Below are 22057 nucleotides of genomic sequence, written 5' to 3'. Positions count from 1 at the left end.
ATGCGTGGCGCGGTGTTTCCGTGGCGTGATGGCAATCGCTTTGAGCTGTTGATCGACGGCCCGCAATTCTTCCCGCGCATGCTCGACGAGATCGCCCGCGCCCGCGAGCAGATCGAACTGGAGCTGTATCTGGTGGAGGCCGGCGCCTGTGCCGAAACCATCGTGCAGGCGCTGGTGCTGGCGGCGGAGCGGGGCGTGCGGGTGCGTTGCCTGTTCGACGATTACGGCAGCCTCGCGTTCACCCTCACGCTGCGCCGGCGCCTGACCGGTGCCGGGGTCGAGCTGCGTTTTTACAATCGGTTGAACTGGCGACGCTGGGTCGCCAATTTCTATCGCGATCATCGCAAGCTGTTGCTGGTCGATCAGCGTCTGGCGGTGGTCGGCGGCACCGGGGTCACTGATGAATTCTGGACGCCGGGCCACGACACCAGCGAATGGCACGAGGTCATGGTGCAAATCACCGGCCCGCTGGTGCTCGACTGGCAATTGCTGTTCGACCGCCAATGGATCGCCAACCGCCATCGCCGGGCCTGGCGGCCCAACGCGCATTTCGGCCTGCCACGCTTGCCCCGCGTGCCGGACACGGGCGAGGGCATGGGCCGCGTGGCCTACGCCGACGCCCGCCAGCATCGCGACATTCTGCAATCGTTGTTCCGCGCCTTGAACAGTGGCCAGAAGCGTATCTGGCTGGCCACGCCGTACTTCCTGCCGACCTGGAAAATCCGCCGCTCCCTGCGCAAGGCCGCCGCCCGTGGCCTTGACGTGCGCCTGCTGCTGACCGGGCCGCGCACCGATCATCCGTCGGTGCGTTACGCCGGGCACCGTTACTACCCGCGCCTGCTCAAGGCCGGGGTAAAAATCTACGAATACCAGCCGTGTTTCCTGCACCTGAAAATGGTGCTGGTGGACGATTGGGTCAGCATCGGTTCGTGCAATTTCGATCACTGGAACCTGCGCTTCAACCTTGAGGCGAATCTGGAAGCGCTGGACCCGTCATTGACGGCCGCGGTGGCGGCGAGTTTCGAGAAGGACTTCGGCCTGAGTCAGCAGGTGAGCCTGGAGCAATGGCAGCGCCGACCGGTGTGGCGGCGGGTGAAGCAGCGGATCTGGGGCTGGGTGGATCGGGTGGTGGTCAACTTGCTCGACAGACGCGGCTAAGCGCAGTTGATCGTTCCCACGCAGACGGTTCGACGCCTCGACGTGGGAACGATCAGGGTGCAGGGATTACAGCAATTCAAAGCTCTGCTGCGTCACGTCCTGGGAATCCAGGCCGATCTGCACGTTGAACTTGCCAGGCTCGGCCGCGTACTTGAGCTGGGCGTTGTAGAACTTCAGGTCATCTTCGGTGATGGTGAAGTGCACGACCTTCTGCTCGCCGGCCTTGAGCATGATTTTCTGGAAGTTCTTCAGTTCCTTGACCGGGCGGATCATTGAGCCGGTGACGTCCTGGATATACAGCTGCACCACGGTTTCGCCGTCACGCTTGCCGGTGTTCTTGACCATGACACTGGCGTCGAGCTTGCCGGTGGCGTTCAGGGTGGTCGAGGACAGCGCCATGTCGCTCAGGCTGAAATCGGTGTAGCTCAGGCCGTAACCGAACGGGAACAGGGGACCGGTGGTGTCATCGAAATACTGCGAGGTGTAGTTGCCCGGTTTGCCCGGCGTAAACGGCCGGCCAATGCTCAGGTGGTTGTAGTAGGTCGGGATCTGGCCCACGGAGCGCGGGAAGGTCACCGGCAGTTTGCCCGACGGGTTGTAGTCGCCGAACAGCACGTCGGCGATGGCGGTGCCGCCCTCGGTGCCGCTGAACCAGGTTTCCAGAATCGCGTCGGCCTGTTCCTTCTCTTCAAGGATGGTCAGCGGACGACCGTTCATCAGCACCAGCACCAGCGGCTTGCCGGTGGCTTTCAGGGCTCGGATCAGCTCGCGCTGGTTTTCCGGGATGTTCAGGTCGGTGCGGCTCGACGATTCGTGGGACATGCCACGGGATTCGCCCACCGCTGCAACCACGACGTCTGCATCCTTGGCGGCTTTCACCGCTTCGTCGATCAACACGTTGGCCGGGCGTGGGTCATCGACCACTTCCGGCGCGTCGAAATTGAGGAAGTTCAGGTAGTCGAGAACCTTCTTGTCGCTGGTGATGTTGGCGCCACGGGCGTAGATCAGGTTCGCCTTGTCGCCGATTACATGGCTCATGCCGTCGAACAGGGTCACCGACTGCGCCGGACGACCGGCGGCGGCCCAGCTGCCCATCATGTCGATCGGGGCCTTGGCCAGCGGGCCGACCAGCGCGACTTTGGCGGTTTTCTTCAGTGGCAGGGTTTCGTTCTGGTTTTTCAGCAGCACCAGGCTGCGGCGGGCCACTTCACGGGCGTCGGCGCGGTGCAGGCGGCTTTCGGCGTAGGTGTCGGCCGGATCGTCTTCGGCCTTGCCGATGCGCAGGTACGGGTCCTTGAACAGGCCCATGTCGTACTTGGCGGCGAGGACTTCACGCACCGCGTTGTCGATGTCTTTCTGTTCGATCTCGCCGGATTTGAGCAGCCCCGGCAGTTCTTTGCCGTACAAGGTGTCGTTCATGCTCATGTCGATGCCGGCCTTGATCGCCAGCTTCGCCGCTTCACGACCGTCGCGGGCCACGCCGTGCTTGATCAGTTCGAAGATCGCGCCGTGGTCGCTGACCGCCAGGCCCTTGAAGCCCCAGTCCTTGCGCAGCAGGTCGTTCATCAGCCAGGTGTTGGCGGTGGCCGGTATGCCGTTGATCGAGTTCAACGCCACCATCACGCCGCCGGCGCCAGCGTCGATGGCTGCGCGGTACGGTGGCAGATAGTCCTGGTACATCTTCACCGGGCTCATGTCGACGGTGTTGTAGTCGCGACCGCCCTCGACCGCGCCGTACAGGGCGAAGTGCTTGACGCTGGCCATGATGCTGTCGGCCGCGCTCGGGGTCTCGCCCTGATAGGCCTTGACCATGACTTTGGCGATGCGCGAGGTCAGGTAGGTGTCTTCACCGAACCCTTCGGAGCTGCGGCCCCAGCGCGGGTCGCGGGAGATATCGACCATTGGCGCAAAGGTGATGTCGAGGCTGTCGGCAGCCGCTTCCTTGGCGGCAACGCGACCGGAGCGGCCAATGGCGTCCATGTCCCAGCTCGACGCCAGGGCCAGGGGAATCGGGAAAATCGTACGGTGACCGTGGATCACGTCGTACGCAAAAAACATCGGGATCTTCAGCCGGCTGCGCATGGCCGCGTCCTGCATCGGACGGTTTTCCGGGCGGGTGATCGAGTTGAACGTGCCGCCGATGTGGCCGGCGGCAATCTCCTTGCGGATCAGCTCGCGGGGCATTTCCGGGCCGATGCTGATCAGGCGCAACTGGCCGATCTTCTCGTCGAGGGTCATTTGCTTCATCAGGTGGCTGATGAACGCGTCCTTGTTTTCCAGGGGTACCGGGGTCGTGGCGGCCAGTACTTGATGACTGGCCAGGCTGACGAACAGGCCCAGCAAACACAGCTTCTTCATGAATAGTTTTCTCAAGGGCCTAAACGGCGTTACAACACCGGCCAGCCAAAATGTAGGGAGCGACTATTGTTGTTCGGGTGCTGATTCAGAAAACGACAGCCGAATGTACGTCGAACGTTTCGGCGACGTGATCGCGCAGGGCCTCTTTTTAGCCCATCGGCCCGCCGCAATCCAGTGGCGCGGGCGATTATGCCCCAACCGTCGGCCGAGAATGTTTCGCGATTCATTATTCATGAAATGTGCAAGGGAGCACCCGTCCGATGAATGTCAGTCCTGTCTACCGCTCGCGTTTGCAGGTGGCCACCCTGCTGGTGCTGGCCACGTTGTTGACCGCTTGCGGCATCAACAATATTCCGACCCTCGACGAGCAGGCCAAGGCTGCCTGGGGCCAGGTGCAGAACCAGTACCAGCGCCGCGCCGACCTGATCCCCAATCTGGTGGAAACCGTCAAGGGCTATGCCAAACACGAGGAAGCAACCCTGACGGCGGTTATCGAGGCGCGGGCCAAGGCGACGTCGATCCAGGTCGATGCCAGCACCCTCGACAACCCGGAAAAGCTCAAGCAGTTCCAGCAGGCCCAGGATCAACTGACCGGTGCCTTGAGCCGGTTGATGGTGGTGTCCGAGCGCTATCCGGACCTGAAGGCCAACCAGAACTTCCTCGCCCTGCAATCGCAACTCGAGGGCACGGAAAACCGCATCGCCGTGGCCCGTCGCGATTTCATTCTGGCGGTGCAGAAATACAACACCGAGATCCGCACCTTCCCCGGTCGCTTGTGGCACAGCGTGATGTACAGCAATTTGCCGATCCGCGAGACCTTCGAAGCCACCAGCCCCGGCGCGGACAAGGCCCCGGAAGTGAAGTTCTGAGCCGGGGATGCCCATGCGTGTGTTGAAGATGGGTCTGGTGCTGATGCTGTGGCTGTTCGCCGTCAGCGCCCGGGCCGAATTGACCTTCCCGGCGCTGACCGGGCGGGTGGTGGACGATGCGCAGATGATCGAGCCGTCGGTGCGCACGCAACTGAGCCAGCAATTGCAGGCCCACGAGCAGGCGACCGGCGAACAGTTGGTGGTGGTGACGTTGCCGAATCTGCAAGGCGCGACCATCGAGGACTATGGCGTCGAACTCGGCCGGCACTGGGGCATCGGCCAGAAGGACAAGAACAACGGCGCCCTGTTGATCGTCGCCCGGGACGAGCGCAAGTTGCGCATCGAGGTCGGCTACGGGCTGGAGGATCGCCTGACCGATGCCCAGAGTTCGGTGATCATCCATCAGGTGATCACGCCGTCGTTCAAGGCCGGCAATTTCAGCAAGGGCATCAGCGACGGTGTCGCGGCCATGCTGGTGGTGCTGGGCGGCAATCCGCTGGACGAGCCGTCCACGGTGTATGAATCGGCCGGCGATCCTGCGGATGATTTCGTCTCGCGGCATCCGGCGTTGTTCGTATTTCTGGTGATGTTGTTCATCCTGACTGTTTTTGTCTGCCAGATGCTCGGTATCCTTCCCGCCGGCCGGGGCGGCTCCGGAGGAGGGGGCGGCTTTGGCGGTGGTGGATTTGGCGGCGGCGGAGGCGGCGGAGGCTTCAGCGGCGGCGGTGGCAGTTTCGGCGGGGGCGGGTCTTCCGGCGGCTGGTGATAACAATAATGAGCAGGCACTTCACGACATGGCACTACTGACTGAACACGAACAACGCAAGGTCGCCGAGGCCATCGCCCGGGTCGAGCGTGACACCGACGCCGAACTGGTGACGGTGCTCGCGGCACGCGCCGACGACTACGCGTACATCCCGTTGCTGTGGGCCAGCCTGCTGGCGCTGGTGGTGCCGGGGATCGTGCATTACCTGACCGGCTGGCTGACCATGCACAGCCTGTTGCTGGTGCAGTGGGGCATTTTCATCGTGCTGTGTCTGTTGTTTCGCCTGCCGAAGATCACTACCCATCTGGTGCCGCGCCGTGTCCGGCACTGGCGCGCCTCGAACCTGGCGCGGCGGCAGTTTCTCGAGCAGAACCTGCATCACACGGTGGGCAGCACCGGTGTGCTGATTTTTGTCTGTGAGGCCGAGCGGTACGTGGAGATTCTGGTGGACGAAGGGATTTCCAGAAAACTGGATAACAAGAGCTGGGATTCGATTGTCGCGACGTTTACCGAGCAGGTGCGGCGGGGGCAGACGTTGCAGGGCTTTGTCACTTGCATCGAGGCGTGCGGGGAGTTGCTCAAGGTGCATGTGCCGGTGACCCAGGTGCGCAATGAGTTGCCCAATCGTCTGGTGGTTCTGGGATAAGCCGTTCGGGAAATTAGCCGTGCCCTCGAACGCCATCCCCCCTAAACTAGCGGCCATTCCCGATTTGCCCGTCCGAGGCCGCTTTTTCCCATGTCCGTTACCGCTCCCTCCGCACCTGCCAAACCGGCGCCCGATCACCACGCCCGGTTCATCGAGCTGCTGCAAACCAGCCTCGAACAGAACGGCTTCATCAAACTGGTGCTGGCCAAGTACGTCGGCGAAGAAGCGGACCTGCAGCGGATCATCATCAAACCGGTGACGGTCAAGGCGCAACCGTGCCTGTCCTTTGTATATCGCTACAAGACCCGCGACATCACCAAGAACCTGCCGCTGGACGAAGCGGTGGCGACGATTGCCGGGCTGCTGCCGGCGGCGTTCAAGAATGCGCACTTGCTGGCACTGACGGACGAAGCCCAGCTCGAATACAGCAAAAAGGGCAAGAGCTCACTGTTCATGAGCAAACCCCAGCAATTGCGCGAAGTGCCGTCCGCCGAGCATAACCGCGAGAAAAACCGCTTCCTCGATCTGAACCGGCCGTTCCTCAAGGACTTGGGCGTGACCAACGCCCAGCACGAGCTGATCCCGGCGATGTCGCGCAAATGGAAGCAGATCAACAAGTTCATCGAAGTCTTCAGCCACGCGCTGACCTCGTCGCCGCTGGCCCTGGACAAACCGGTGCGGGTGGCGGATTTCGGATCGGGCAAGGGTTACCTGACGTTCGCCATCCATGACTATTTGCGCAACACCTTGAAGGCCGAGGGCGAAGTCACTGGCGTCGAATTGCGCGAAGAAATGGTCAACCTGTGCAACGCCGCCGCTGCGAAGCTGGAGCACCCGGGGCTGGTGTTCAAATGCGGTGATGTGCGCAGCGTGGCGCCGAGCGAACTGGACGTGATGATCGCCCTGCATGCCTGCGACATCGCCACCGACTACGCGATCCACACCGGCATCCGCTCCGGCGCGTCGATCATCATGTGCTCGCCGTGCTGCCACAAACAGATCCGCTTGCAGATCCAGAGCCCGGCGCTGCTCAAGCCGATGCTGCAATACGGTTTGCACCTGGGCCAGCAGGCGGAAATGGTCACCGACAGCCTGCGTGCGCTGTTCCTTGAAGCTTGCGGTTACGAGACCAAGGTGTTCGAGTTCATTTCCCTGGACCACACCAACAAGAACAAGATGATCCTCGCCGTGAAACGCGCCGAGCCCGGGGACCCGACCCAGTTGCTGATGAAAATTCAGGAATTGAAAGCGTTCTACCAGATCAGCGAGCACTGCCTCGAAACCCTGCTGCTCGCTGACGGCCTTCTGAAGCTCAAGGCTTGAGCTGAATGCCCGCCGGTAACGTGCCCGGTTGAGCCGGGCGCACCGCGGTCTTGCGCCCGAGCATCACCGTCGCGATCACCCCGCAGGCGAACAGCCAGGTGATTGGCTCCACGTGTTCGCCGAAGAACAGCGCGGAAAACGCGATGGTGAAGAAAATCTGCAACAACTGAATCTGACTGACCCGGGCAATGCCACCCATGGCCAGCCCGGCGTACCAGGCGAAGAAACCCAGGAACTGCGAAAACAGCGCGACGTAACCGAACGCCCACCAGGTTTTCGCCGATACCGCGCCCTGATGCTGCAACGCCAGGTACAGCACCGGGCCGATCAGCAGCGGCGTCGACAGCACCAGTGCCCAGCAGATCACCTGCCAGCCACCCATCTCCCGGGCCAGCCGCCCGCCCTCGGCGTAACCCAGACCGCCTACCGCAATCGCACCCAGCATCAGCAGATCCCCGGCCTGAATGCTGCCGGCGCCGGTGTACAACGCGTATCCCAGCACCAGCGCACTGCCCAATGCGGCGCACGCCCAGAAAGCTTTCGACGGCCGTTCATGGGACAGCCACGCGGCGTAAAGCGCCACGCACAGCGGCTGCAAACCGTTGACCAGCGCGCCGTGGGACGCCGGCAAAGTCTGCATGGCCCACGCCGACAGTACCGGGAAACCGAGGATCACTCCGGCAATCACCAGGCTCAGGCCTTTGACCTGCTTCCAGGTCGGCCACGTTTCCCGACGCCACAACAACAGCGCTGCTGCCGGAATCGCCGCGAACAGCGCACGGCCCAGGCCGTTGAGCAGCGGGTGCAGTTCCTGCACCACGATGCGGGTGAAGGGCAGGGTGAGGCTGAAAATCACCACGCCAAGCAGGCCGAGGGCCATGCCGGTGTTTTCGCGCGAAGACATGAGGGCAACTCGATTCGAAGGTGACAGGAAGGTGCCTTCATCTAGCCACAAACCACGGCAATCGGGCTGTTACAGCTGGGCGCAGAGTTATCCATACAGTTTGCGAACGCGATCGCGGTCCTTGGGCTACTGTGAATATTCCTGCGCATTCACCAGAGGAGCCCTGCCCATGGCCGCGAAAAAGATTCTGATGCTGGTCGGCGATTACGTCGAAGACTACGAAGTGATGGTGCCGTTCCAGGCCCTGCAGATGGTGGGCCACACCGTCCACGCCGTTTGCCCGGACAAGGCCGCCGGCCAGACTGTGCGTACCGCGATCCATGACTTTGAAGGCGATCAGACCTACAGCGAGAAACCCGGTCATCAGTTTGCCCTGAACTTCGATTTCGCCAAGGTCGATGCCAAGGATTACGACGCCTTGCTGGTGCCCGGTGGGCGTGCGCCGGAATACCTGCGGCTGAACGAAAAAGTCCTGGAACTGGTGCGCGCCTTCGACAAGGCCGGCAAGCCGATTGCCGCTGTCTGCCATGGCGCGCAACTGCTGGCAGCGGCGGGGATTCTCGAAGGCCGTGAATGCAGCGCCTATCCGGCCTGTGCCCCGGAAGTGCGGCTGGCCGGCGGCACCTACATCGACATCCCGGTCACGGACGGCCATGTCCAGGGCAACCTGGCCACCGCGCCCGCCTGGTCGGCGCACCCGAACTGGCTGGCCGGTTTCCTGGGGTTGCTTGGAACCAAAATCACCCTGTGACACATCGATAAGGAGACACACCATGTCCGGATGGTATGAGTTGAGCAAAAGCAGCAACGGCCAGTACAAGTTCGTGCTGAAAGCGGCGAATGCCGAAACCATTCTGACCAGCGAGCTGTACACCACCCGCACGGCCGCCGAAAACGGCATCGCCTCGGTGCAGGCGAACAGCCCGCTGGACGAGCGCTACGAGAAGAAGTCGACGAAGGACGGTCACCCCTATTTCAACCTCAAGGCGGCCAATCACCAGATCATCGGCAGCAGCGAATCCTATTCATCCGACGCGGCATGTGCCAAAGGCATCGCCAGCGTCAAGGCCAACGGGCCCTCCAAGGTGATCAAGGACAAAACCCTGCCGGTGCTTTGAATTCACCTTCAGCCCAAAACCCCGTGGGTCCGACAGTGCGTCGATCCCACAGGGTTTTTGCCGTGGCTGAAATCAGCTCAGTGTGTTGAGAATGGCCTGCAACTGGTTACGCCCGGCCTCGCTCAGCGGGGACACCGGCAAACGCGGATCGCCGACTTCCAGATCGGTCAGGCGCAGACCGGCCTTGATCGTCGCCGGCAAGCCGCCCTTGAGAATGAAGTCCAGCAGCGGCAACTGGCGATAGAACAGTGCTCGCGCCTTGTCGAGATCTCCGGCCAGCGTGGCTTCGTACAAATCCAGGTTGAGTTGCGGGATCAGGTTCGGCGCCGCCGTGCACCAGCCCTTGGCTCCGGCGGCGAACGCTTCGAGCGCCAGCGGGTTGCAGCCGTTGTAGAACGGCACCCGGCCTTCGCCGAGCAGTTGCAGCTTGTGCATGCGCTGGATGTCACCGGTGCTCTCCTTGACCATGGTCACGTTTTCCACGCCGTTGACGATGCGCAGGATCAATTCCACCGACAGGTCGGTGCCGCTGGTGGCCGGGTTGTTGTAGAGCATGATCGGCACGCCGATGCTGTCACCGATGGCGCGGTAGTGGGCGAGGATTTCCGCCTCGGTGAGTTTCCAGTAGGAGGTCGGCAGCACCATCACCACGTCGGCGCCATGGGCTTCGGCAAAGCGTGCGCGGCGTACCGCTTTGGCGGTGGTCAGGTCGGACACGCTGACCACGGTCGGTACACGTTTGGCGACGTGCTTGATGCTGAACTCGGCGACCTGATCCCACTCCGCATCGCTCAGGTAGGCGCCTTCGCCGGTGCTGCCCAGTGGCGCGATGGCGTGGACGCCGCCGGCGATCAGGCGGTCGATGGAGCGGCCGAGGGCCGGCAGGTCAACGCCTTCGCCGTTGGCGCCGAACGGGGTGATGGTGTAGCCGATGATGCCGTGAATATTGGACATGAGGGTGCTCCGCAGGGATGAGAGGTTCAGTTCAGGCAATCGGCGTGCTGACGCAGGTTCTGCCGGGCGTAGTAGTTAAAGGCCGCGGCGTGGCGTTTGGGTTTCGAGACCCAGTCATGGGCCTCGCGGCCGAGTTCGGGGATGATCGGTTTGATCGTCCCGGCGGCCATTGCCAGCAGTTGCAGCTTGGCCGCGCGTTCGATCAGTTGCGCGATGACACAGGCTTCCTCGATGGTCGCCCCTGTGGACAGCTGTCCGTGGTGGGAAAGCAGGATCGCCCGTTTGTCGCCCAGCGCGCCGGCAATCAGTTCGCCTTCTTCGTTACCGACCGGCACACCCGGCCAGCCTTCAAGGAACGCGCAATCGTCGTACAGTGGGCACAGGTCCATGTGGGAAATCTGCAGCGGCACTTCCAGCATCGACAGCGCGGCAATGTGCGTCGGGTGGGTGTGGATGATGCAGTTCACGTCCGGCCGGGCGCGGTATACCCAACTGTGGAAACGGTTGGCCGGGTTGGCCATGCCGTGGCCTTCGAGCACTTCCAGGTCTTCGTTGACCAGCAGCAGATTGCTCGCGGTGATTTCATCGAAACCCAGGCCCAATTGCTGAGTGTAGTAAGTGCCCGGCTGCGGGCCGCGGGCGGTGATCTGCCCGGCGAGGCCCGAATCGTGGCCGTTCTCGAACAGAATCCGGCAGGTCAGGGCCAGCTTTTGCCGGTTTGTCCACGTATTATCCGCCAGGCTTTTTTGCATCTGGGTCAGCGCTTGCTTGACCAGTTCGTCTTTGGGTAGTGCTAATGTCTTGGCCATATCCGTGTCCTGTGGTGGTTGCCATGGATGACACTTTAGAGGCTATATGACACTTTGTGTCATTGGCAAGGACAACTCGTCTTTCCTTTGCTGGATTAATCGCTTCGCATGTCTATCCGTTTGAAATTATTGAGAAAAAAACTTGGCGTAACCCTTGAGGCACTGGCCGAGAAATCCGGCATGACCAAGAGTTACCTGTCGAAGGTCGAGCGCGGGTTGAACACACCGTCGATTGCTGCCGCGCTGAAACTGGCCAAGGCGCTGAACGTGAAAGTCGAGGAGCTGTTCTCTGAAGACAACGTCAGCCTCGACAGCTACAGCCTGGTGCGCAGCCACGAGCGCCAGTCGCTGGCAGCCAACGATCACAGCCCCGGCTACGCGGTGCTGGCCCATCAGGTCAGCGAGCGCAGCCTGTTGCCGTTCATCATTTACCCGCCGAGCGAATTCACTGACAAGACCTTCAAGGAGCACTTGGGCGAGGAGTTTCTGTTCGTCCACGAAGGCCGGGTCGAAGTGGACTTCGGGAACGAACGGGTGCTGCTGGAGCGGGGCGATGCGCTGCACTTCAATGCGCAGAAACCCCATCGCATCCGCTCAGTGGGCGAGGTGCAGGCGCAGTTGCTGGTGGTGGTGCACAGCAGCGAGGAGTGATCAGACCTCGACCGGTACCGACAGCTTCGGATGGCCCAGCGCATGGCTCTTGGAATCAAAAAAACGCAACTCGACGCCCGTGCCCTCGAACACCTTGGCGTAGTGGCGCTTCTGGTGCTGGATGAACGCCGCGCTGCGCGGGTAGATCGAGATCGCCACGGTCTTCGGTTTCGCCAGGCGCAGGGCACGCACGAGGTGGCTGTCCTGCTCGCCGAGGGCGTGGCCGAAGATGCACAGGTTGTCGCCGTGACCGAGTAACTGGTCGTAGCAGAACGACAGATAATCCGAACTGCGGATGGTCTTGAGTTTGTCGGCGCTCGGCCCTTCGTTGACGAACAGCGGCACGTCGTCGAGCGTCTTGATCGTGTTGTTGATCGCGAAACTGCCGAGCAGGGTACCCTCGGTGGCGGTCAGCTTGCGCGCGGTGCCGTCCTGGTTGCGCACCAGATGCAGGCCGCCGTGCAGGTACAGCAGACGCGGTTTTTCAGTGTGGCTTTCGCACAGATCGAAACTGGCGTCGGGGCCGTTGAACAGGTCATCGATCGCCTCGCCCTGATGTTGCAGCGCCCAGTAATTGAGCAAATCGTAATTGGTGGTGAACACCGTGCGATAACGCGCCAGTTCGCTGTTCAGGGTCGCCAAAGTCGAGGCTTCGATCAGCCGCCACGGGATGTGCACCGCGTGCACGGTGTTGATCAGCGCTTCCTTGATCGCGTAGTAGCGGTTGCGCGGCGCGGCCGAGCTGACGGCCAGCGCCTTGTTGACCCGACTGGTGGTTTTCAGTGCGCCGAGCACCTGCTCGAAACTGCGCGTTTGCAGGGCGTCGAACACGCTCAGCTCCGACGGGCTCAACGGTTTTTCTTCCACCGTACGGGCGTTTTCGAACAGCGAGTCGTAGCCGAAATCGTCCCACACCGCACGACTGGCGCCGTTGCCCAGCAGCAGGCCGCTGAAGTCGGTGGTGGCGCGCAACGCGGTCCAGTCTTCGAGGGTGGCGTCGACATCCAGAAAATCGGTCATTGCAGGGCACGTCTCAAAACTAAGGGGCAGATGGACGGCGACTTTATCACGAGCGGGCATTGAGCCAGATCAACATCCGCGGTGACCGATCGGTCGATCCTGTGTGCACCCCGCCGAATCGCAGAACTCGACTCGGTCCCTGTCAGGAGATGCGCCATGAGCAGCACCTTTTTCATTCCAGCAGTCAACATCATGGGCAGCGGCTGCCTGGACGACGCCATGAATGCAATTCGCAACTACGGTTTTCGCAAGGCGTTGATCGTCACCGATGCCGGGCTGGCGAAGGCCGGTGTGGCGACGATGATTGCCGAGAAACTGGCGATGCAGGACATTGATTCGGTGATCTTCGATGGCGCCAGGCCCAACCCGAGCATTGCCAACGTCGAGTCAGGCCTGGCGCTGCTCAAGGAGAGTCGCTGCGACTTCGTCGTGTCCCTCGGCGGCGGCTCGCCCCACGACTGCGCCAAGGGCATCGCGTTGTGCGCCACCAACGGCGGGCAGATCCGCGATTACGAAGGCGTCGATCAATCGACCAAACCCCAATTGCCGCTGATCGCCATCAACACCACCGCCGGCACCGCCAGCGAGATGACCCGGTTCTGCATCATCACCGACGAAACCCGTCACGTGAAAATGGCCATCGTCGATCGCAACGTCACGCCGCTGCTGTCGGTCAACGACCCGGCGCTGATGGTCGCAATGCCGAAAGGCCTGACCGCCGCCACTGGCATGGACGCGCTGACCCACGCCATCGAAGCCTACGTTTCCACAGCCGCCAACCCGATCACCGATGCCTGTGCGCTGAAGGCGATGACCCTGATCAGCAACAACCTGCGCCTGGCCGTGCGCGACGGCAGCGACCTGGCCGCACGGGAAAACATGGCGTATGCGCAGTTCCTCGCGGGCATGGCGTTCAACAATGCCTCCCTTGGGTACGTGCATGCGATGGCGCACCAGTTGGGCGGTTTCTATGATCTGCCTCACGGGGTGTGCAACGCAGTGCTGCTGCCCCATGTACAGACGTTCAACGCGCAGGTCTGCGCCGATCGTCTGACCGACGTGGCCCATGCCATGGGCGCCGACGTTCGTGGCTTCAGTCCGGAGGAGGGCGCAAAAGCCGCGATTGATGCGATTCGCTGCCTGGCCAGGGACGTCGAGATTCCCGGTGGGCTGCGTGATCTGGGCGCCAAGTGCACCGACATCCCGGTGCTCGCCGCCAACGCCCTGAAAGACGCCTGCGGCTTCACCAATCCGCGCGCAGCGGATCAGCGGCAGATCGAGGAGATTTTCCGCAGCGCGTTTTAAGCGGACAGGCGAACGGGCGTGCCTCTCGTGCAGAGCAGCGCGCCCAACGCCAGAACGCAGCACAGCGACGACAGTGGCCACGCTTGCGGGCTGGCGAGCAGGCTGGCCACGGCGCCGATCAGCGCCGCCATCAACTGGTGGATGAACCCGCTCAGGGCCATCGCGTAGGCGCCGGCAATCGGCGCGCCATCGTTGGCCCGTGACAGGCTGATCGGATAGTTCAGCGACTGGCCGAACACGGCAACGCAATAAGGCAGCCAAAGCAGCCAGGCAACCGAGCTGGCCAACAGGCTGCCCGCCAGCATCAGCCCACTGCCGGCCATCACCAGCCCAACCCCCATTGCCATCAACCGCTGTTGACCGGTGCGCAGGACAAAGCGATTGACCGCCAGCGCCCCCAGAAAATACGCCGCACTGATCGGCCAGCCCAGCAGCCCGTAGTCGGTCGTCGACCAATTGAACGGGCCTTGCAGAATCAACGGTGCAGCGCTGTTGAACGCGATGATCACGCCATACCCCAGACCGCCCGCGAGCGCCGGCAGAAGAAACGCCCGATGGAGCAGAATCGTTCGGTAGACCGCCCAGGGCGAAGCGGTTGCGGGCGCTTCGACGAGTTGCGGAAAATTCAGGCGCGAGACCATCGCGGCCATCGACAGGCTGACCGCACCCAGCAGATAAAAGATCGCCTGCCAGCCCAGCGTCACCTGAATGAGTGAGCCGGCGTATTGCCCGATCCCGAGCGCGACAACGAACGAAATCGAAATCCACGACAGCGCCTTCGCCAGCAGATCGCCCCGGAAGCTGTCACGGATCAACACCCGCGCCATCACCGAAATGCCGCTGGCGCCGATCCCCTGAACCAGTCGCAGCAGCAGAAACGACTCCAGTGTCGAGCCCAGCGGCAGTGCCAGATTCGCCAGGCCATAAATCCCCAGCGCCGCCAGCAGCACCGGTTTGCGCCCGATGCGCTGGGCCAGACTGCCCCACAGCAGCATCGGCAGCGCCATGCCGACCAGGTACAGCGACAAACCCCAGGCCACCTGCGGTGCATCGACCTGCAAATGCCCGGCGATCTGTGGCAGTGCCGGCAAGTAAATGCTCATGCCCAGTTGGGCGAGGAACACGGTGGAGCAGGTGATGAGCAGGATGAGGCTGGGGTTCATGAGGCGTCCGTGAAGGTTCAGCGGTCGCGATGGCCGCTGTGAGTCAGTAACAATCCGGTGATCAAATCACAGAAGTGGTGGATCAGGGTCGATTCCATGTCGGCGCGCAGGGTAACGCGGATCGCGGCTTTGCCTTGGGCGACCACCGGGAAAAACACCGCGCTCGTGAAAAAACCGTGCTCGGCCAGTTCAATCGCGATTCGGGTGGCCAGAGTGGCCTCGCCGCAGTGGATCAAGCGGATGGCCATGGGGCTGCTGTGCTGTTCGGTGCTCAACAGGCTGTCGAACAGGCGAATATTGGCCTGGAGCCGAACCTGCAAGGCCTTCAATTCTGCACTGCGATGCAGCTGGATCGACGCGAGGCCGGCACCAATGGCCGCGCAATTGAGGCTTTGCGACCAGTTGCTCGGCCTGCCGTAACGCTGGATCAACTTCCTCTGCCGCTCATTCCCGAGCATCACCAGCCCGCCGCTGGCCCCGAACGATTTGGCCAGTGAGGCGACGATCAGGCAGTCCTCTTCCAGCGCCGGCATTCTTGGCCGTACCAGACCGGCGCCGTTGCTGCCGACCGCCGACAACGCATGGGAGTCATCGAGATAAAGAAACAGGCCGTAACGCTCCTTCAGATACAGAAGACCGTCCAGATTGGCCACGCCACCCATGCTGTAGGCACCGTCGGCGACATAGGCGACGGTGGAGTGACGCTGGCACACCGATTCGAGAAAATCCATGTCGTTGTGAGGGCAGGTCAGTACCTGGGTTTCGTCGGCGCAACTGGCTTTCAGGTGATGCATCGAATAGTGGGCCAGGCGATCGAACACCATCACTGGGGGACGGTTGTGTGTAAACACGCCACTGGCCAGCAACGGCAGGATGCCAGCGCTCGCGGCGCTGCAGGACAGACTGCTCAGGCACACCGCGCCAAACAATTGCGACAGCTCGTTTTCGTATTGAGCGAGCAGCGCCAGCTTGCAGCGGTTTTTCGAGTTGGCAACGCGCAGTGTCCCGGTTTCACGCAGCGCCGCGATGGCGCCTTCCAGCAGGGCAGGGTGGTGGTCGAGGCCCAGATAGGACGTGGTGCAAAAATGATGGAGCTGGCGCCCGTGCTGATCGAGCAAGCGATTGCAGCCTTTGACCTCGACGTTGAGGGCGGCAATTTTTCCAGCTTCGGCGGCTTCCCAATCGTGGTCCGCCAGTGCGATGACTTTGCGGTAATTGGAGAAGAAGTGGGCGGATTCCGGCAGATGATTCAAAGGCAGCTCTCCTTGAGCGTGGCAATCCATGGGGTGTTTCAATTTGTGTGTGTTGCCAGACTTTACAGAGAGCTACACAGGCTCAGAATCGGCTGTGTCCGATAGCATTGAGGGCTGTTGGAGATTTGCTTGTAGGGCGAAACCCTGCCGGCCTGTGAGGCGATGAAAAAACCGACAAACCCGGCGCTGGAGTGCCTACGCTTGAACCCTTATCCGACGGCTCTGGCGCTCTTCTCCAGCGCCGGGGAGAACTGGATCAGCACCACCCCCGCCATCAATAGCACCGCGCCGAATACGCGCGGCAATGTCAGATGCTTCTCCACCAGCCCGAACAGGCCGAAGTGATCCAGCACGATTGACGTGAACATTTGCCCGGCCAGGGCCAGCGCCAGAAATCCCGAAGCCCCCAGTTTCGGCAGCAACACCACCGCCAAGGCCACGAAGCACACCCCGAACGCCCCGCCGGTCCACATCCACAGCGGCAATTTGCCGAGAAGGGACGGCGACGGCAGTGGCAAGCGCAAGACGACAATCACCGGCAACAACACCAGCACGCTCACCACCAGCGAGGTGAACGTCGCCCACAGCGGATGCCCCAACCCCCGCGCCAGATTGATATTGATCGCACTCTGAAACGGCACCACCGCCCCGGCAAATACCGCCAACAGCAGCAAACCGACCCACTGCATCGTTCCCATGATCGTTCTCCGGCAAGGTTTTGCTGGACTCTAGGGTATTCGTCGCGCAGATTTAAATTCTGTTTTGGTATTCGGAACATGCATCGAATGAATGATCTGCGCCGCATCGACCTCAACCTGCTGGTGATCCTCGACGCCTTGCTCGGCGAACAACACGTGACCCGCGCCGCTGAGCGCCTGCACCTGAGTCAACCGGCGGTCAGCCACGCGTTGGCGCGTCTGCGTGACTTGCTCGGCGATCCGCTGCTGGTGCGGGCCGGTTCGGGATTGGTCCCCACCGCTCGGGCGCTGGAACTGGCGGCGCCGCTGGCCGAAACCCTGGCCCAGGTGCAATCGCTGCTGGCGCCGAACACCTTTGATCCGGCCAGCGCCCGACGGACCTTTCGGCTTGCGATGTCGGACTACGGCGCGGCGATCATTCTGCCTGGCCTGATTCGCACGCTACGCAAGGAAGCGCCGGGCATCGATCTGCAAATCAGCCACGCCAGCCGCGAAGGCATGGTCGAAGGTTTGCTCAACGGCGACATCGACCTCGCCGCCGGCGTACTCCCGGAATTGCCCGGCGAATTGCGCAGCTCGCCGCTGTTCGAGGAGCGCTACGTCTGCCTCCTGGATCGCCAGAGCCTGCCGGAAGACGGCCAGCTCGACCTGCCAACCTATCTCTCCCGTCCCCATGTCTTGCTGGAAATGCGCGGCAGCGGCACCCCGGAAATCGAACGCACCCTGACCGCTCTTCGCGAACGCCGCCGCGTCGCCATCAGCCTGCCGCACTGGAGCGTCGCGCCGCGGTTCATCAGCGGCACGGATCTGATCCTGACCGTCGCTTCGCGGGCGTTGAACGAGGTGGATGACGAATCGCTGATCGTCGTGCCGCCGCCGTTTGAAATTGCGCCGTTCACGTTTGTGTCGGCATGGCACAAGCGGCGGGGCGGGGATCAGGCGTTGAACTGGTTGAATCGGCGGATTGAGCAGGGGATAGTGCGCGGCTGAAAAACATCAAGGAGCGGGGCGTGACATTGAAGTCTGGGGTCGTTGGTTGGGTGGCGCTGTGTGGGGCGATGATGGCGGGGCAGGTGTTGGCTGATTGTGTGCCTGCGCCGGTGACGGGAGAGCTGGACTATTCCGTATGCAAGGAATGGCCGGCGTATCCGGGGTTGACTATTGGCGCCAAGGCTCTGTTCAAGCGTAAACCTACGCCGGGTGATGTCGACTCGAACGGCATCTATGACTTCGACTTGTCAGTTTTTCAGGACGGCAAAACAGATCCACTTGCTACCTATCACCAAGCCGCTGCGTTTGAGCAAAATGGTGTGGCGGTGTATGAGCTGACTCTTGATACTGCCCGTTACAAGCTCACTTCTGACCTTCGAGCGTTTGGTGTCCGAGTGCGGCTTTCAAACGGATCTCGTCTTACTCCGGTGGATGAAACTCAACTCTCGCTCTACGTGAGAGAGGGCGAAAAGTTACGCCCGGTCCTGCGTCAGTTGGTTGTTTATGAGTATGGCGGCGAATGGGATGGCAATTGCGATAGCCAGCGTTTCGAGATTTCGAGGACAGTCGAAATCGCTAAAACCAGCTCTCACGGCTATGCGGATCTGATTGTCAAAACCCAGCAAACAGATACGACTAGTGTGGGAGAGGGGGATGCCTGCGAAGATAAAACCAGTGTCGGCAGCCCGGTGTTGACGACCCTTCGCTACGACGGAAAATCCTACGTCTTGCCTAAAGGTTTCCAGGCGATCGAGTGATACAGAACCAACGCGACTTTTATCAAGGAAGAACAATGCTCACCCCAACCCGACTTTTCATCGCCCTCAGCTTTTTCGCGATCACCGCCCAGGCGCAACCGGCCTGCGTAACAAAGAAGCATGACGACCAATCGCTCTCGCGCTGCAAACCATGGCCGGCGTTCAAGGAGCAGGTGATTGCCCTCAAGTCCACTTATGTACCGGATGCCGGTAATGACGATGCGGGCGTGTTTGATCTGGATCTGGCGGTGCTGAACAGCACCAACGCCAAACCGATTGCCACTTACTCCAAACCCGGGGCCTACAACTCTGATGCCATCCGGTTCGACGATCTGGTGATCGACACTGCCCGCTACAGGCTGGCTCCGGATGTCCGTGCCTTTGGTTTGCGTTCGAAGTTCGAGCACAGCTCCCGCGCCAATCCATACGAAAAAACCGATCTGGCGCTGTATGTGCGTGAAGGTGGCAAACTGCGCCCGGTACTGGAAGGTCTGGTGGTCTACAAGAACCATGGTGAGTGGATGGATGAATGCGAAGGTGAAGGTCAGCAAATCCGCCGAACCTTGGAAATCGGCCCGACCAGCCACAATGGCTATTCCGACCTGATCATCACCTCAAGCGGCACGGCGATGAAAACCGTCAAGGCCGGTAAGGAATGCGTTTCCCAGGATTCCCCACTGAAGAAAACCCAAATCACCCTGACCTACGACGGCAAGCAATACACCGTCCCCGAAGACCTCAGAGGTTACTGACCGATGCTCACCGGCCTCAACCACCTGACCCTCGCCGTCACCGACCTGGACCGCAGCCTCGCGTTCTACCGCGACATCCTGAAGCTGCGAGTCGAGGCCACCTGGGACGCCGGAGCCTACCTGTCGCTTCCGGGCCTGTGGTTATGCCTGTCCCTTGATCCGAAGCGCCATCCCGACCCCGCCGCCGACTACACCCACTACGCCTTCAGCATTGGCGCTGAGGATTTTCCACTGTTCGTACAGCAGCTTCGTGCCGCCAACGTGCAGGAATGGCGCGACAACCGCAGCGAAGGTGCGTCGTTCTACTTCCTCGACCCGGACGGTCATAAACTCGAGGCCCATGTCGGCGATCTGGCCTCGCGACTGGCCGCGTGTCGGCAAAAAACCTACGCGGGCATGGGTTTTTTCAACGAGCCGTGAACATTCGCCGGACGCTGGGATAGACTGGCGGCCACGTTTTCCGGGACTTGCAGGTTTTCCATGACTCCATCGTTGCTAATGGCCGTGCTGGCTTCGGGGTTCATCTACGGCATCACGCCGGGGCCGGGCGTGCTGGCGGTGTTCGGCATCGGCGCCGCGCGAGGGCGGCGGGCCGGGGCGGGGTTTCTGTGCGGGCACCTGCTGGGGGATGTGATCTGGTGCAGCACCGCGCTGATCGCGATTGTCGGCGCCCGGGAAATCGGCAGCACCGCATTCGATGTGCTCGGCGTACTCAGCGGCCTGTACCTGTTCTGGCTCGGCTGGCGTGCGGTGCGGGCCAAGCGCAGCAACGGCGAGCAGCCGCAGGGCGCAGCGCGTCAGCCGTTCTGGCACGGCATCCTGTTTGGCCTGACCAACCCCAAGGCCTACCCGGTGGCGGTGGCCACATTCACCGCATTGCTGTCGAGCCGCGCCGAACTGCTCAACTGGTCGATGCTGCCGATGCTGATCGCCTTGAGTTTCCTCGGCGGATTGCTCGCCTACGCTATCCTCATTGGCATCGTCGGGGCGCGGCAGGTGCGTACGCTGTACCAGCGCCATGAACTGGCGATCACCCGGTTGTGCGGGATCATGTTCATCGGTTTTGCCATCAACGCGCTGGCGCATGCGCTGCCGGGGTTGATGCCGAACAAGGCTTGAAAACATTCGCTGGGATGCGAGTTCGAGGTCACGGATGGTTGAACAGTGCTGCATTGTCCGGACACCTTTTCTGAACCATGGAAAGCCGAAATTCCACGCCGTTGGCGAGTTACATCGATCTGTTGCTGGACGCCGTCTGTGCCGTGGACAAGCAGGGCCGTTTCGTTTTTGTCAGCGCGGCCTGCGAGCGGATTCTCGGCTACACGCCTGACGAACTGATCGGCCAGTCGATGATCGACTACGTCTACCCGGCCGACCGGGAGCGCACCCTGGCCGCCGCCAGCGACATCATGGGCGGCGAGCCCAAGCACAATTTCGAAAACCGCTACGTGCGCAAGGATGGCAGCGTCGTGCATATCCTGTGGTCGGCGCGCTGGTCGGAAGTCGACCAACTGCGCATCGCCGTCGCCCGGGACATCACCGAGCGCAAATTGGCCGAGTCGCGTCAGGCGGCGCTGTACGCCATCTCCGAAGCGGCGCACGCGGCGGAGGATCTGCTGGCGCTGTTCAAGCGCATTCACCTGATCATCGGCGAGTGGCTGCCGGCGCTGAATTTCTCCGTGGCGCTGTACGACGAGCATTGCGCGCAGCTGAATTTCCCCTATCACGTCGACGATGACGAGTTGCAACCAGAGCAACCCGGCACTGTCACCGGACGCCTGTGCGCGCAAGTGATTCGCAGCGGCCAGCCAATCCTCCTGACCCCGGATTGCCCCCACGCGCCGCCGGAGTTCGCTGCGCTGGTGGCGGGGCAACAATCGCCGTGCTGGCTCGGCGTACCGCTGAGCTCGAAAGACCGCACCATTGGCGCGCTGATCGTCAAAAGCCTGCCCGGCGGCGAGCGCTACACCGAACGCGACAAGGAATTGCTGCAATACGTCTGCGCCCAGGTCGCCACCGCCATCGAGCGCCAACAACTGCACGCCCGCCTGCGACGCATGGCGCAATACGATCAACTGACCCAGTTGCCCAACCGCGAATTGCTGCGTGAACGCCTCAAGGCTGCGCTGACCTGCGCCCGGGAGCGGTCCGGGCACATGGCGCTGCTTTACGTCGATCTGGACCGTTTCAAGCAGGTCAACGACACCTTCGGACACACGGTCGGCGACATGCTGTTGCAGGCGGTGGCCAACCGGCTCAAGGGCTGCGTGCGCGAGACCGACACCGTGGCGCGGATCGGCGGCGACGAGTTCGTGGTGCTGTTGCACAGCGTCCATGCCGCCGAAGATGCCGACAGCGTGGCGGAAAAAATCCGACAGGTACTGGTGCAACCCCTGCGCCTGGACGGGCACAACCTGCACATCGAACCGAGCATCGGCGTGGCCCGCTATCCCGAGCATGGCGATGAGGAACAGCAACTGTTTCGTCACGCCGACCAGGTGATGTACGCCGCCAAACGGCAGAATCATAAGAGGCTGGACCGCTGATCGGCGGGTCACCGTT

23 protein-coding genes are annotated in these 22057 nt (G+C 61.9%); 15 read left to right on the top strand and 8 right to left on the bottom strand.

Annotated elements, in window-relative coordinates; all coding sequences use genetic code 11:
• Nucleotides 1–1158: a phospholipase D-like domain-containing protein gene (locus L6D81_RS16225; RefSeq protein ID WP_236180986.1), complete on the top strand. Its 1158-nt coding sequence runs from the start codon at nt 1–3 to the stop codon at nt 1156–1158.
• A 66-nt stretch (nt 1159–1224) separates the two neighbouring features.
• Here L6D81_RS16225 and bglX read toward each other — a convergent pair whose 3' ends face one another.
• The gene (gene bglX / locus L6D81_RS16220; protein WP_236180984.1) at nt 1225–3516 is read right to left on the bottom strand and encodes a beta-glucosidase BglX; all 2292 of its coding nucleotides are present in this window, start codon (nt 3514–3516) and stop codon (nt 1225–1227) included.
• A 260-nt stretch (nt 3517–3776) separates the two neighbouring features.
• Between bglX and L6D81_RS16215 the strand changes: the two genes are divergently transcribed.
• The 4 genes from L6D81_RS16215 (at nt 3777) to L6D81_RS16200 (ending at nt 7120) form a co-directional block, all read left to right on the top strand.
• Entirely contained in the window at nt 3777–4385 is a 609-nt protein-coding gene (locus L6D81_RS16215) for a LemA family protein (protein WP_039771481.1), read from the top strand.
• Nucleotides 4386–4398: 13 nt separating this feature from the next.
• Entirely contained in the window at nt 4399–5151 is a 753-nt protein-coding gene (locus tag L6D81_RS16210) for a TPM domain-containing protein (RefSeq protein ID WP_236180982.1), read from the top strand.
• Between the two features lie 28 nt (nt 5152–5179).
• Nucleotides 5180–5797: a TPM domain-containing protein gene (locus L6D81_RS16205; protein WP_236180980.1), complete on the top strand. Its 618-nt coding sequence runs from the start codon at nt 5180–5182 to the stop codon at nt 5795–5797.
• A 90-nt stretch (nt 5798–5887) separates the two neighbouring features.
• Nucleotides 5888–7120, top strand: coding sequence for a class I SAM-dependent methyltransferase (locus L6D81_RS16200; protein ID WP_236180979.1), 1233 nt, complete (start codon nt 5888–5890; stop codon nt 7118–7120).
• Here the strand turns inward: L6D81_RS16200 and L6D81_RS16195 are convergent.
• Nucleotides 7110–8024: a DMT family transporter gene (locus L6D81_RS16195; protein ID WP_236180977.1), complete on the bottom strand. Its 915-nt coding sequence runs from the start codon at nt 8022–8024 to the stop codon at nt 7110–7112. The genes L6D81_RS16200 and L6D81_RS16195 overlap by 11 nt on opposite strands.
• Nucleotides 8025–8193: 169 nt before the next feature.
• Here L6D81_RS16195 and L6D81_RS16190 point away from each other — a divergent pair, with 169 nt between their 5' ends.
• Nucleotides 8194–8775 (top strand): DJ-1/PfpI family protein, encoded by a 582-nt coding sequence (locus tag L6D81_RS16190; protein WP_236180975.1) that lies wholly within the window; start codon nt 8194–8196, stop codon nt 8773–8775.
• Between the two features lie 22 nt (nt 8776–8797).
• The gene (locus tag L6D81_RS16185; protein WP_236180973.1) at nt 8798–9142 is read left to right on the top strand and encodes a YegP family protein; all 345 of its coding nucleotides are present in this window, start codon (nt 8798–8800) and stop codon (nt 9140–9142) included.
• A 72-nt stretch (nt 9143–9214) separates the two neighbouring features.
• Here L6D81_RS16185 and L6D81_RS16180 read toward each other — a convergent pair whose 3' ends face one another.
• A complete protein-coding gene (locus L6D81_RS16180) occupies nt 9215–10096 on the bottom strand; it encodes a dihydrodipicolinate synthase family protein (protein WP_236180971.1) in 882 nt (293 codons plus the stop codon).
• 26 nt (nt 10097–10122) lie between these two features.
• Entirely contained in the window at nt 10123–10905 is a 783-nt protein-coding gene (locus tag L6D81_RS16175) for an aldolase (RefSeq protein WP_236180968.1), read from the bottom strand.
• Nucleotides 10906–11013: 108 nt separating this feature from the next.
• On the opposite strand from L6D81_RS16175, the gene L6D81_RS16170 reads away from it, so the two are divergent.
• Nucleotides 11014–11556, top strand: a complete 543-nt coding sequence (locus L6D81_RS16170; protein ID WP_236180966.1) for a helix-turn-helix domain-containing protein — start codon at nt 11014–11016, stop codon at nt 11554–11556.
• On the opposite strand, the gene L6D81_RS16165 is transcribed toward L6D81_RS16170, so the two are convergent.
• Nucleotides 11557–12576 carry a DUF4917 family protein gene (locus L6D81_RS16165; protein ID WP_236180964.1) on the bottom strand — a complete coding sequence of 340 codons (1020 nt, stop codon included), beginning with the start codon at nt 12574–12576 and terminating at the stop codon, nt 11557–11559.
• A 156-nt stretch (nt 12577–12732) separates the two neighbouring features.
• Between L6D81_RS16165 and yiaY the strand changes: the two genes are divergently transcribed.
• A complete protein-coding gene (gene yiaY, locus L6D81_RS16160) occupies nt 12733–13881 on the top strand; it encodes an L-threonine dehydrogenase (protein WP_236180962.1) in 1149 nt (382 codons plus the stop codon).
• On the opposite strand, the gene L6D81_RS16155 is transcribed toward yiaY, so the two are convergent.
• The 3 genes from L6D81_RS16155 to L6D81_RS16145 all read right to left on the bottom strand — a co-directional run bounded on the left by L6D81_RS16155 (nt 13878) and on the right by L6D81_RS16145 (nt 16995).
• Nucleotides 13878–15044: an MFS transporter gene (locus tag L6D81_RS16155; RefSeq protein ID WP_236180960.1), complete on the bottom strand. Its 1167-nt coding sequence runs from the start codon at nt 15042–15044 to the stop codon at nt 13878–13880. The two genes, yiaY and L6D81_RS16155, sit on opposite strands and share 4 nt — an antisense overlap.
• A gap of 17 nt (nt 15045–15061) precedes the next feature.
• Nucleotides 15062–16297, bottom strand: a complete 1236-nt coding sequence (locus L6D81_RS16150) for an aminotransferase class I/II-fold pyridoxal phosphate-dependent enzyme (protein WP_236180957.1) — start codon at nt 16295–16297, stop codon at nt 15062–15064.
• 209 nt (nt 16298–16506) lie between these two features.
• A complete protein-coding gene (locus tag L6D81_RS16145; protein ID WP_236180956.1) occupies nt 16507–16995 on the bottom strand; it encodes a DMT family transporter in 489 nt (162 codons plus the stop codon).
• Nucleotides 16996–17073: 78 nt separating this feature from the next.
• On the opposite strand from L6D81_RS16145, the gene L6D81_RS16140 reads away from it, so the two are divergent.
• The 6 genes from L6D81_RS16140 to L6D81_RS16115 all read left to right on the top strand — a co-directional run bounded on the left by L6D81_RS16140 (nt 17074) and on the right by L6D81_RS16115 (nt 22041).
• Nucleotides 17074–17985 (top strand): LysR family transcriptional regulator, encoded by a 912-nt coding sequence (locus L6D81_RS16140; RefSeq protein WP_236180954.1) that lies wholly within the window; start codon nt 17074–17076, stop codon nt 17983–17985.
• Nucleotides 17986–18005: 20 nt separating this feature from the next.
• Complete coding sequence (locus tag L6D81_RS16135; RefSeq protein WP_236180952.1) at nt 18006–18743, top strand: PA3715 family protein; 738 nt, start codon at nt 18006–18008, stop codon at nt 18741–18743.
• A 35-nt stretch (nt 18744–18778) separates the two neighbouring features.
• Nucleotides 18779–19495: a PA3715 family protein gene (locus L6D81_RS16130; protein WP_236180950.1), complete on the top strand. Its 717-nt coding sequence runs from the start codon at nt 18779–18781 to the stop codon at nt 19493–19495.
• Nucleotides 19496–19498: 3 nt separating this feature from the next.
• Entirely contained in the window at nt 19499–19915 is a 417-nt protein-coding gene (gene fos / locus L6D81_RS16125; RefSeq protein WP_236180948.1) for a fosfomycin resistance glutathione transferase, read from the top strand.
• A gap of 60 nt (nt 19916–19975) precedes the next feature.
• The gene (locus L6D81_RS16120) at nt 19976–20614 is read left to right on the top strand and encodes a LysE family translocator (protein WP_236180946.1); all 639 of its coding nucleotides are present in this window, start codon (nt 19976–19978) and stop codon (nt 20612–20614) included.
• A 77-nt stretch (nt 20615–20691) separates the two neighbouring features.
• Nucleotides 20692–22041, top strand: a complete 1350-nt coding sequence (locus L6D81_RS16115) for a sensor domain-containing protein (protein ID WP_236180944.1) — start codon at nt 20692–20694, stop codon at nt 22039–22041.
• Nucleotides 22042–22057 lie beyond the last annotated feature (16 nt).

The sequence above is a fragment of the Pseudomonas sputi genome, assembly GCF_021603585.1.
In the GTDB taxonomy this organism is placed as follows: Bacteria; Pseudomonadota; Gammaproteobacteria; order Pseudomonadales; family Pseudomonadaceae; genus Aquipseudomonas; species Aquipseudomonas sputi.
Note: the sequence above shows the minus strand (reverse complement) of the source record. Positions and strands in the feature narration are given on the sequence as shown.